Source organism: Bradyrhizobium sp. S3.7.6 (assembly GCF_054061875.1).
The window spans coordinates 700,698-712,206 of record NZ_JBSSEQ010000001.1; the positions used below are offsets into that span (position 1 = coordinate 700,698).

Consider the following 11,509-nt stretch of genomic DNA (forward strand, 5'->3'; position numbering starts at 1 on the left):
AAAGGCGCGCTTGCGCCGTGCCCACCATGCAATCATCGCGAAAAGAAGAGGTGGGCACGCTTCGCTTTGCCCACCCTACGAGATCTCTCCTACGCCGCTTGGCCGATGCTCGCCGCCTCTTCCGCGGCCTTGCGCATGCTCGCCGACATTTCGCTGGTGACGGTGCTCTGCTCCTCGACGGCGGCGGCCGTTGACGACACATATTCGCTGACGCCCTCGATCGCGCCCCGGATCGCCCCCAGCGCGGCGACCACGTCGACCGAGATGCCGTTCAGATTGCCGATCTCCTGCTCGATCCGGTCGGCGGCCTGCTTGGCCTGATTGGCGAGGTTCTTCACTTCAGATGCCACCACGGCAAAGCCGCGACCGGCCTCGCCGGCGCGCGCGGATTCGATGGTGGCGTTCAGCGCCAGCAGATTGATCTGACCGGTGATGCTGCCGATCAGCTGCACGATCATGCTCATCGACTCCGCCGCCTGCGTCAGCCGCTGCGCCTGATGGTCCGCCGCCTCGACCCGATCGACCGCGGTCGATGCGGTCTCGCGCGAGCGCGTCATTGCCTCGGCAATCTCGCGCACCGAGGCGTTGAGCTCCTCGGCGCCAGCGGCGACCGATTCCATCATATCGCGCACCTTCTCGCTGCGCTTGCGCGCGATCACCTGGGCGGTGGTGTCGGAGGCGTATTTCACGACCTTGAACGGATTGCCGTTGAGGTCGCGGATCGGGTTGTAGGAGGCCTGGATCCAGACCTGCCGGCCACCCTTGCCGACGCGCTGATATTCGCCGGACTGGAATTCACCGGCGTTCAGCCTGGCCCAGAAGGCCCGATAGGCTTCGCTGTCGCGCTCGTCAGTGCCCACGAACATGCTGTGATGCTTGCCGACGATCTCGGACAGCGTATAGCCGAGCGCGCCGAGGAAGTTTTCGTTGGCTGTCAAAACCTTACCGTCCATGCTGAACTCGATCACGGCCTGCGACTTGCCGATCGCCTCGATCTGCCCGGCAAAATTCGCATTCGACAGCTTCTGCGCACTGACGTCGGTCGCGAACTTCACCACCTTGAACGGCTTGCCGGTCTCATCGAGGATCGGATTGTAGGAAGCGAGAATCCAGACCTCCTTGCCGCCCTTGCCGAAGCGCTTGTATTCGCCGGACTGGAATTCGCCGCGGCCGAGCTTGGCCCAGAATTCGCGATAGGCTGCGCTATCGCGCTCACCTGCCCCCACGAATATGCTGTGATGCTGCCCCTGGATCTCGTCGAGCCGATACCCCACCGTGCTCAGGAAATTCTCGTTGGCGGTGATGATGGTGCCGTCGAGATTAAACTCGATCACCGCCTGGGCGCGGCCGATCGCGGAAATCTTGCCGGCATCTTCGAGGCTGCGGATCTTGCGCGCGGTGATGTCGGTCGCGAACTTGACGACCTTCACCGGCTTGCCGGCCTCGTCGATGATCGGATTGTAGGACGCCTGGATCCAGATCTCGCGGCCGCCCTTGCCGAGCCGCTTGTATTCGGCTGATTGATATGCGCCGCGGCCGAGCTGCGCCCAAAACTCGCGATAGGCCGCGCTGCCCCGCTCCTCCGGCATCACGAACATGCTGTGGTGCTTGCCGGCGATCTCGTCGAGCCGGTAGCCCATCGCGTCCAGGAAATTCTGGTTGGCCGTGATAATGGTGCCGTCGAGATTAAATTCGATGACCGCCTGCGACTTGCCGAGTGCAATGACCTGAGCCAAAGCCTCCCTAGCCGAAGAACCGCTTCGCCAAAAAGACATAAATGAACCCTTCCAAATGACCGAACAGGCGCGGCTTGATCTGCCAAAGCGCCCCGTCTGAGTCGTCGTTGACTCACTCTCCCGCCCGTTGACGGTGTCATTGGTTTGCTAATGATTACTTAAAATGCCAACATTTCAATCACTTAGCTATCTCTAAGGTTGCAAATTGATGCATCCGCATCGAAAATGGGGAGCGAAAATTTTGTCGCCTTCGCGTCCACGTAGAATTACGGGGCCGATCGTGCGCCTGTCGAGAAATCAAACTTGGACTGGTTCGACCGCGGCTCGACCGACTAAGCTGATTCGATGCTGATCCTTGCCATCGATACCGCGCTGGAAGCGTGCGCGGCTGCCGTTCTCGACACCGACGCCGTCCAGCTGCTTGCGGAGGAATCGCTTCTGATGAAGCGCGGCCACGCCGAAGCGCTGATGCCGATGATCGCGCGTGTGATGCAATCGGCCGATCTTGCCTTCACCTCGCTCGACCGCATCGCCGTCACCGTCGGTCCCGGAAGCTTCACGGGCCTGAGGGTCGGCATTTCGGCGGCGCGCGGCCTTGCGCTTGCGGCGAAGCGGCCCGCGGTCGGGCTGACGACGCTTTCGGCCTATGCCGCCACCGTCGTCGGCCAGAGCGGAACGGCGCCGGTGATCTCGGCGATCGATGCGCGGCACGATCACGTCTACTTCCAGATCGTAGCCGGCGACGGTAGCCCGCTGGTGCGGCCGAGCGTCGTGCCAATTGACGCGGCGATCGCGGCCTCGCAATTCGGTGCGCCGCATCTGGTCGGCAATGCCGCAAAGATCCTCGCCGATCGCTGGCCGAAGGACGGTCCGCAACCCGTTGCGGTCGACGCCCAGCCCGCGCCCGACATCGGCTGGGTCGCCTGGCTCGGCGCCGCGGCCAATCCCGAAACCACGCCGGCGCGGCCGTTCTATCTGAAGGCACCCGACGCAAAGCCGGCCGCACAGCCACCGTTCGCAGCACAAGCCGCAACCTCATGATGAGATGGCTTTCGGAATGGTGGCGCGGCGGCACGGCCGCCGTCGAGCCGGCCTCCACGCGCGACGCCGCGCGGCTGGCGCAGCTGCACGGACAATCCTTTGCCCGCGGCTGGGGCGAAGGCGAGTTCGAAGGCATGATCGGCGAGCGCAACACGCTCGTGCACCGGTTGCGGCTCGGCCGCAAGACCATCGGATTCGCGGTGTCGCGGATCGGCGCGGACGAAGCGGAAATCCTCTCCATCGCGGTCGACCAGGCTCACCGCGGCCGCGGGCTGTCCGGCACGCTGCTGATGACGCATCTCGGCCACCTCGCAGGGCGCGGCGTGCGCACAATATTTCTCGAAGTCGAGGAAAATAACCAGCCGGCGCGGCGGCTCTACGATCGGGCCGGATTCATGGTGGTCGGGCGCCGCGAACGCTACTATAAGCAGCCCAACGGGGAACAATTGAACGCACTTCTGATGCGACGTGACTTGTCGTAACATTGATGGCAGAAAGCGCCCCCGTCAGGCAGACACACTATGACTGGACTTAAACCTTCCTCCGCCTCCAAGGCGACCGGCATCGAGGCTCGCTGCGCCGCCACCGGCATGCGCATGACCGAGCAGCGCCGTGTCATCGCCCGCGTGCTGGCGGAATCGGTCGACCACCCCGACGTCGAGGAACTGTACCGGCGCTGCGTCGCCGTCGACGACAAGATCTCGATCTCGACCGTGTATCGCACCGTCAAGCTGTTCGAGGATGCCGGCATCATCGAGCGCCATGATTTCCGCGAGGGCCGCGCGCGCTACGAGACGATGCGCGACAGCCATCACGACCACCTCATCAATCTGCGCGACGGCAAGGTGATCGAGTTCACCTCCGAGGAGATCGAGAAGCTGCAGGCGGAGATCGCCCGCAAGCTCGGCTACAAGCTGGTCGACCATCGGCTCGAGCTCTATTGCGTCCCGCTCGACGACGACAAGCCGACGTCTTAAGTGGCATGATCTTGTCGGAAAACCGCTTCACACTTTTCCGGATCATGCCCTCGTGCCTATAGATCTCATCATCTTCGATTGCGACGGCGTGCTCGTGGACAGCGAGGTGATCTCCTGTCGCGCCCATGCCGATGTACTCACGCGGCACGGCTATTCCATCACCTCGGAGCAGGTATTCGCGCGCTTCCTCGGTCGCTCGACGCGGCAGGCCAATCTGGAGATCGAGACCGAGCTCGGTCGCAAATTGCCCGAGGCCTATCACAGCGATCTGCAGGACGAGCTGTTCCGCTCGTTCGAAGCCGACCTCGAAGCGATCCGCGGCATCCACGATGTGCTCGATGTCGTCACGCAGGCCGTCTGCGTCGCCTCGAGCGGCTCGCATCAGCGCATGCAGGTGAGCCTGGGAAGCACGGGCCTCTATGAGCGCCTCGCGCCGAACATCTTCTCGGCCTCGCAGGTCAAGAACGGCAAGCCGGCACCGGACCTGTTCCTGTTCGCGGCCAAGGAAATGGGCGTGGCGCCCGAGCGCTGCGTCGTGATCGAGGACAGCCTGGCCGGCATCGCCGGGGCGCGAGCGGCCGGCATGACCGTGTTCGGCTTCCATGGGGGCAGCCATTGCGGGGACGGCCATGCCGAGACCCTGCGCAAGGCCGGGGCCGACCTGACCTTTGCCGACATGCATCAGTTGCCGGAGTTGGTCCAGCGAAACGTCGGTATGGCCGAGCTTCGGTCGTAAAGAGCGTGTCGGGACCATGGACGAGCAACACAACATCGCTCTGATCGGCGGCAGTAACGACGAAAGGGCAGTAATCACCGAGTACGAAATTGATCCTGTCGTCTGCAAGCTGACCTGCACCTATCGCGGAAAGATGATCGAAGCTGAAGCCCCCGATTTCTTCGAGGCCCTGTGCTTGATCCGCCGTCAGCTCGAGCGTGAAGGGCTTATCCCATTCTGCTACGGCGCCAGCCTCAATGTGTATCCGTCCGCAATGGCGAGGGACATGGGAGCCGGGCTGAAGGCATACCGGATGAAGAAAGGTGTCCATGCGCGCATGGCCGACCTCGTCGAAATCTTCGACACCGGGCCTGATGTGACCCCGGCCTCGGTCGACGCGCAGGAAGAGTTTTTTCCGGAATGGCTCGCCGCCCCTCGCGTGTAGTGCTGGATCCACGCCAGGCGGGCCCGATTCGAGGGGTTTTGGGACCTGTCTCCCCTTTGGGAGCGCCCGGAATCCCGTTGAGGGCTCCATTCGCTGGATTTTCGCCCCTCCAGCCTATATCTGAGGGGCGTCCTCCACCTCAATTCCGGGTTCCATGACGCCGCCGCGCAAGCTGCACATCAAATCATATGGCTGCCAGATGAACGTCTACGATGCCCAGCGCATGGTGGACACGCTGGCTCCGGAAGGATTCGTGGAGACGGCCAACGCGGAGGATGCCGACCTCGTCATCCTCAACACCTGCCATATCCGCGAGAAGGCCTCCGAAAAGGTCTATTCCGAGCTTGGCCGGCTGCGGGTTGCCAAGGACGAGGCCGCGCGCGGGGGCCGGGCGATGCAGATCGCGGTGGCGGGCTGCGTGGCGCAGGCCGAGGGTGCTGAGATCACGCGCCGCGCGCCGGTGGTGGACGTCGTGGTCGGCCCGCAGAGCTATCATCACCTTCCGGAGTTGTTGAAGCGAGCGCGCGACGAAGGCCGCGCGATCGAGACCGAATTTCCCGCGGCTGACAAGTTCGGCTTCCTGGCCCAGCCAAAACCCGATGCAATCCGCGCGCGCGGCATTTCCGCTTTCGTCACGGTGCAGGAGGGCTGCGACAAATTCTGCACCTTCTGCGTGGTGCCCTATACGCGCGGCGCCGAAGTCTCGCGTCCCGTGGCGAAGATCGTCGATGACGTGAAGCGGCTGACTGACAACGGCGTCCGGGAGCTCACGCTGATCGGGCAGAACGTCAACGCCTATCATGGCGAGGGACCGGACGGGACAAGCTGGCCGCTCGGCCGATTGCTCGAACATCTGGCGAAGATTCCCGGCATCGCGCGGCTGCGCTATTCGACCAGCCATCCCCGCGATGTCGATGACAGTTTGATTGCAGCCCATCGCGATCTCGGCGAGCTGATGCCGTTCGTGCACCTGCCGGTGCAGTCGGGTTCGGACCGGATTCTTGCCGCCATGAACCGGAAACATACCGCCGATGATTATCGGCGTGTCATCGACCGTTTCCGGTCCGCGCGCCAAGACATTGCTTTTTCATCAGATTTTATCGTGGGCTTCCCCGGTGAAAGCGAGCAAGATTTTCTCGCCACCCTCGCGCTTGTCACGCAAATCGGCTACGCTGCCGCATATTCGTTCAAATACTCCGCCCGGCCGGGAACGCCGGCCGCGGATATGCAGGAGACGGTGTCCCCCGCCGAGATGGACCAGCGATTGGAGCGGCTCCAGGAACTGATCGACAGCCAGCAATCGGCCTTCAACAAGGCCGCGATTGGCTCAACGGTCGATGTGCTGTTCGAGCGTCCGGCCCGCAAGGAGGGCCAGATCGTCGGCCGCACTGCCTTCCTCCAGCCTGCGCATGTGATGGCCTCGCCCGACATCATCGGACAAATCCTGCCGGTCCGGATCGACAGCCTCGAACGCTATAGTTTCCTCGGTGAGCTCGTGACGCCGCGTAACGCGCGCGAGCCCGCTTTATCGCAAGCCATTGGAGCCTGAACCCTTGCCAAAAAGCGCATCGGATTCGTCTTCGTTCGCTCCCAGCCGCAAATTTGACCGCGACATGCAAGTTCCGCCCGAGACCCAGGTCGTCATCGACTTCGACGACAACCGCGCCGCATCCGCGTTGGTCGGCCCCTACGGCCAGCATCTCGCCCAGATCGAGCGGCGGCTCGGCGTCGTGGTCGACTCCAAGGGCAACCACATCACCATCGGCGGCACGCGCGACGGCTGCGACGCCGCGCGCCGCGTGCTGGAGACACTCTACGCGCAGGCCGTGAAGGGGCAGGATCTCGACCAGGGCGAAGTCGAAGGCGCGATCCGCGCCGTGATCGCACAGGGCTCGCTGTTCGAATTCGACGCCAAATCGGCCAAATCCACCTTCGACAGCATCAATTTGCGCAAGCGCCCGGTGCGCGCACGCACTGCCGCGCAGGATTCCTACATCCGCGCGCTGAAGCGCCACGAGCTGGTGTTCGGCATCGGCCCCGCCGGCACCGGCAAGACCTGGCTCGCGGTCGCGCATGCCGCGCAGCTGTTCGAGCGCAAGGAAGTCGACAAGATCATCCTGTCGCGTCCGGCGGTCGAGGCCGGCGAGCGGCTCGGCTTTTTGCCCGGCGATCTCCGCGAGAAGGTCGATCCGTATCTCCGTCCGATCTACGACGCGCTTTACGATCTCATGGACGCGCGCATCGTCGAGCGGGCGCTCCAGACCGGCGAGATCGAGATCGCGCCGCTCGCCTTCATGCGCGGCCGCACGCTGACCAACGCCGCGATCATCCTGGACGAGGCGCAGAACACCACGTCTATGCAGATGAAGATGTTCTTGACCCGTCTCGGCGAGAACAGCCGCATGATCGTGACCGGCGATCCCTCGCAGATCGACCTGCCGAACGGCCAGACTTCGGGCCTTGCGGAAGCGACGCGCCTGCTGGGCGGCGTCGAAGGTATTGCACAAGTTCATTTCAAAGCCGAGGACGTGATCCGCCACGAGCTCGTGGCACGAATCGTCTCTGCCTATGAGGGGCAGCCGCAGCGGCCGGCCGCCGGTAAATCCTGACGAGACAACAACCGGACCATACGGGCGCGGACAGGGCGTCCTTTGGTTCCGAACAGACAAGATGTCACATCCAAACCTTCCCATGACCGAGGTCCTCGTCGTTGCCGATTGCTGGCAGCGCGAACCCGATTCCGAAGCGGTGATCCAGCGTGCGGTGGCGGCCGCCGCCGAGAGTGTCGACGAGGACGTTGCCGACGCCGAAGTGGCCGTGATGCTGACCGATGATGCCGGTATCCGTACGCTCAACAGCAACTGGCGCGGCATCGACAAGCCGACCAACGTGCTGTCGTTTCCCGCGCTCCAGCCGGAGGGCGAGTGGAAGGAAGGCGATGCGCCGCGCATGCTCGGCGACATCGCGATCGCCTACGAGACCATGCGGCGCGAGGCGGACGAGGAACAGAAGCCGTTCGATCATCATTTGAGCCATCTCGCCGTGCATGGTTTCCTGCACCTGGTCGGCTACGATCACGAGAACGATGGCGACGCGGAGGAGATGGAAGCGCTCGAACGAGAGATCCTGTCTCATCTCGGCATACCCGATCCCTATGCAGACCGCCCGGGGACGCATTGAGATGCCCGATTCCGACCCTATTCACGACAATCCGCGCAATACCGCCAATTTGCCGGTCGTGGTGACATCAGGCGAGGTGATGCGGCCGACCGCGGAAGGCTGGCTGCTGCGTGCCATTCGCACCCTGTTCGGCTGGAAGGCGGGATCGGTGCGCGACGATCTCCAGGTCGTGCTCGATGCCACGACGCCTGACGACACCGGCTTCTCGACCGTCGAGCGCACCATGTTGCGCAACATCCTCGGTCTGCACGAGCGCCGCATCGCCGACGTCATGGTGCATCGTGCCGACATCATCGCGGTGAAGCGCGACATCCCGCTCGGCGAATTGATGGACCGCTTCGAGAGCGCCGGCCATTCGCGTCTCGTCGTCTACAACGAGACGCTGGACGACCCCGTCGGCATCGTCCACATCCGCGATCTGCTCGCTTTCATGACCGCGCGCGCACGGGTGTCCGAGGCCACGAAAACCAAGCGCAAGAAACCGCTGCCGGCCGGCCTCGACCTGCGTACGGTCGACCTGGCGCTACCGCTGCAGGATGCGCGCATCATCCGCAAGCTGCTCTACGTGCCGCCGTCGATGCGGGCGATCGACCTGCTGGCGCAGATGCAGGCGACGCGCATTCATCTGGCGCTGGTGGTCGACGAATATGGCGGCAGCGACGGACTGGTTTCGCTCGAGGACATCGTCGAGCAGATCGTCGGCGAGATCGACGACGAGCATGACAGCGACGAGCCGCCCTCGATCGTGCGGCTGCCCGACAACGCCTTCATTGCAGACGCCCGCGCCAGCCTCGACGACGTCCGCACGGTGATCGGAGAGGATTTCGTCACCGGCGAGGCGGGTGAGGAAGTCGAGACGCTCGGCGGCTATCTCGTCAGCTTCGTCGGGCGCCTGCCGGTGCGCGGCGAGGTGATCTCCGGCCCCGGCCATTACGAGATCGAGGTGCTCGATGCCGATCCGCGCCGCGTCAAGCGGCTGCGCATCTCGACACGGAAGGAGCGCCCTGCGCCGCGTACCCAGCGCGAGAGCCGCCGCCGCGAAGCCACGCCGGAGAGCGGTCAACCGCCTTCCAGCGACACGCCCGTCCCGCCGCCAAGCGACGGGACCGGTTCGCAGTGAGCCCGTTCCAGCGGTTTCGGCAGATTGCGCTTGCCATCATCCTCACCTGGGGATGGAAGCGTGCGCTCATCGCGATGGGATGCGGTGCGCTGTCGGTGCTGGCGCTGGCGCCATTCAATGTCTTTCCGGTGCTATTCATCACCTTCCCGGTGCTGGTCTGGCTGATCGACGGCGCGGGCGCCGGACGATATCGCGGCGTCCCTGCCGCGGCACTGACGGGCTATTGGTTCGGGCTCGGCTATTTCGTCCCCGGCCTCTACTGGATCGGCTACGCCTTCTTCGTCGACGCCGACGTGTTCGCGTGGCTGACGCCGTTCGCCGTGCTTGGCCTGCCGGCCTATCTCTCCATCTTCACCGCGATCGGATTCGCGCTGGCCCGCCTGCTCTGGACCAAGGATGCCACGCGCATCCTCGCGCTCGCCGCAAGTCTCACCATCGCCGAATGGCTGCGTGGTCACGCATTGACCGGTTTCCCCTGGAACGCGTTCGGCTATGCCCTGTCAGAGCCGCTGCCGCTGGCGCAGACAGCGTCGCTGATCGGCCTGTGGGGCATGACGTTCCTTAGCGTTGCGATCTTCGCAAGCCCGGCGGCGCTGATCGACCGTACGCCCGATCGCCGCCCGGCATGGCGCGCGCCGGCTGCTGCGATTGCCCTTCTGATTGTCATGAGCATCTTCGGCGCGATCCGCCTGTCGCTGCATCCGACCACGATGGTCGCGGGCGCGAAGCTGCGCCTGATGCAGCCGGACCTCCAGCAGGACGCGAAATTCAACTACGCCGCCAAGGCGGAGGTGATGAAGAAATACCTGGCGCTGTCGGACCGCGCCTCGGGGCCGCAATCGACCGGCGTGCGCGATGCCACCATCCTGATCTGGCCGGAATCCGCCTTTCCGTTCTTCCTGACCCGCGAAGCCGACGCGATGGCGCAGATCGCCGAGCTGCTGCCGAAGGGTACGGTGCTGATCACGGGCTCGGTTCGCGCCCCCGACCTGCCGCGGGGCACGCCGATCACGCGCGCCTACAACTCGATCTACGTGATCGATCACGACGGCAGCGTGCTTTCGGTCTATGACAAGCTGCACCTCGTGCCGTTCGGCGAATTCCTGCCCTACCAGGACTTGATGGAGAAGCTCGGCTTTGAGCAACTCACGCGCGTGCGCGGCGGATTCATTCCGGGCAGCGTGCGACATGCGCTATCGGTGCCCGGCGCGCCGCCCGCGCTGCCGCTGATCTGTTACGAAGCAATTTTTCCAGGCGAGGTCGCCGGCCGCAATGAGCGTCCGGGCTGGATCGTGAACCTCACCAATGACGGCTGGTTCGGCATATCGACCGGTCCCTATCAGCATCTCGAGCAGGCCCGGATGCGTGCGATCGAGCTCGGATTGCCGCTGGTCCGGTCCGCCAATACCGGCGTGTCAGCGGTGATCGATCCGGTGGGACGAACCGTTGCCAGCCTCGGCCTCGGCGTCGAAGGCATTTTGGATGCAAACCTGCCCGCCGCAATTCCGCCGACCGTCTATGCGCGGGTGGGCGACGTGCCCGCAGCCATGCTCGTTGCGCTGGCCGTGTTTCTGGCGGTCCGCCGACGTGTTGCCAAACGGCACCCCTGATCACGCCTCGCGGCCGCCGCGACCGGAATCCTTTGACAACCGTAGTCCCACGGTTGACAGACTGCACGCGCCCTCCTCATTCTGCACCGGCTGCAAAAGACAGTGGGCGTTGCTAAATTTCTCCGCAATGTTTCCCAATAACAGGGTTTGATTTTGACGCTGCTGGCACCGGAGGCATTCTTGTGATTGCGCCGAAGGTGATGTTTGGAGGCTGAGGAAATGTCGAAAGCGCCCAACCCTGTTGACAAATATGTCGGCAGCCGCGTGCGTATGCGCCGCATCATGTTGGGCATGAGCCAGGAAAAGCTCGGTGAAGCTTTGGGCCTGACTTTCCAGCAGATCCAGAAGTACGAGAAGGGCACGAATCGCGTCGGCGCAAGCCGCATCCAGCAGATCGCCGAGATTCTGCAGGTGCCGGTGTCGTTCCTGTTCGAGGGCGGACCGAGCGGCGTAGCTGGCCCGGACGGCTTCGCCGAAGGCGCCTCGCCGTCGTATGTGTCGGACTTCCTCGCGACCTCCGAAGGTCTCGCTCTGACCAAGGCGTTCACCCGAATCACTGATTCGAAGATGCGCCGCTCGATCGTCGATCTCGTCGAGCAGATCGCCGCCCGCGAAGGTCCCGACAAACGCTGACGCGACGGCTCAATCCGATTTGAGACTGCGTCAAATCTGGCCTATGTCGTCA

General features: G+C 63.9%; 12 protein-coding genes. 11 read left to right on the forward strand and 1 reads right to left on the reverse strand.

Going from position 1 to position 11,509, the window contains the following annotated elements; translation table 11 throughout:
* Window positions 1–89 precede the first annotated feature (89 nt).
* Complete coding sequence (locus ACVJ5M_RS03310) at window positions 90–1,775, reverse strand: methyl-accepting chemotaxis protein (protein WP_063980125.1); 1,686 nt, start codon at window positions 1,773–1,775, stop codon at window positions 90–92.
* A gap of 306 nt (window positions 1,776–2,081) precedes the next feature.
* On the opposite strand from ACVJ5M_RS03310, the gene tsaB reads away from it, so the two are divergent.
* From tsaB to ACVJ5M_RS03365, 11 genes are all read left to right on the forward strand, one after another.
* Complete coding sequence (tsaB, locus tag ACVJ5M_RS03315) at window positions 2,082–2,777, forward strand: tRNA (adenosine(37)-N6)-threonylcarbamoyltransferase complex dimerization subunit type 1 TsaB (protein WP_063980126.1); 696 nt, start codon at window positions 2,082–2,084, stop codon at window positions 2,775–2,777.
* Window positions 2,774–3,259 carry a ribosomal protein S18-alanine N-acetyltransferase gene (rimI, locus tag ACVJ5M_RS03320; protein ID WP_063980127.1) on the forward strand — a complete coding sequence of 162 codons (486 nt, stop codon included), beginning with the start codon at window positions 2,774–2,776 and terminating at the stop codon, window positions 3,257–3,259. Before tsaB ends, rimI begins: the two co-directional genes overlap by 4 nt.
* A gap of 39 nt (window positions 3,260–3,298) precedes the next feature.
* Complete coding sequence (locus tag ACVJ5M_RS03325; RefSeq protein WP_028150589.1) at window positions 3,299–3,754, forward strand: Fur family transcriptional regulator; 456 nt, start codon at window positions 3,299–3,301, stop codon at window positions 3,752–3,754.
* Window positions 3,755–3,806: 52 nt separating this feature from the next.
* A complete protein-coding gene (locus ACVJ5M_RS03330) occupies window positions 3,807–4,490 on the forward strand; it encodes an HAD family hydrolase (RefSeq protein WP_063980128.1) in 684 nt (227 codons plus the stop codon).
* Window positions 4,491–4,506: 16 nt separating this feature from the next.
* Window positions 4,507–4,914 carry a hypothetical protein gene (locus tag ACVJ5M_RS03335; RefSeq protein WP_063980129.1) on the forward strand — a complete coding sequence of 136 codons (408 nt, stop codon included), beginning with the start codon at window positions 4,507–4,509 and terminating at the stop codon, window positions 4,912–4,914.
* Between the two features lie 154 nt (window positions 4,915–5,068).
* Window positions 5,069–6,463 (forward strand): tRNA (N6-isopentenyl adenosine(37)-C2)-methylthiotransferase MiaB, encoded by a 1,395-nt coding sequence (gene miaB / locus ACVJ5M_RS03340; protein ID WP_063980130.1) that lies wholly within the window; start codon window positions 5,069–5,071, stop codon window positions 6,461–6,463.
* Between the two features lie 64 nt (window positions 6,464–6,527).
* Entirely contained in the window at window positions 6,528–7,523 is a 996-nt protein-coding gene (locus ACVJ5M_RS03345; protein WP_063980131.1) for a PhoH family protein, read from the forward strand.
* 82 nt (window positions 7,524–7,605) lie between these two features.
* Window positions 7,606–8,094 carry an rRNA maturation RNase YbeY gene (ybeY, locus tag ACVJ5M_RS03350; RefSeq protein ID WP_223153827.1) on the forward strand — a complete coding sequence of 163 codons (489 nt, stop codon included), beginning with the start codon at window positions 7,606–7,608 and terminating at the stop codon, window positions 8,092–8,094.
* 1 nt (window position 8,095) lies between these two features.
* Entirely contained in the window at window positions 8,096–9,214 is a 1,119-nt protein-coding gene (locus tag ACVJ5M_RS03355) for a hemolysin family protein (RefSeq protein ID WP_063980132.1), read from the forward strand.
* On the forward strand, window positions 9,211–10,824 hold the full coding sequence (gene lnt, locus ACVJ5M_RS03360) for an apolipoprotein N-acyltransferase (protein ID WP_063980133.1): 1,614 nt from the start codon (window positions 9,211–9,213) through the stop codon (window positions 10,822–10,824). The genes ACVJ5M_RS03355 and lnt overlap by 4 nt, the downstream gene beginning before the upstream one ends.
* A 219-nt stretch (window positions 10,825–11,043) precedes the next feature.
* Window positions 11,044–11,457 carry a helix-turn-helix domain-containing protein gene (locus ACVJ5M_RS03365; RefSeq protein ID WP_008131807.1) on the forward strand — a complete coding sequence of 138 codons (414 nt, stop codon included), beginning with the start codon at window positions 11,044–11,046 and terminating at the stop codon, window positions 11,455–11,457.
* The last annotated feature ends 52 nt before the right edge of the window (window positions 11,458–11,509 follow it).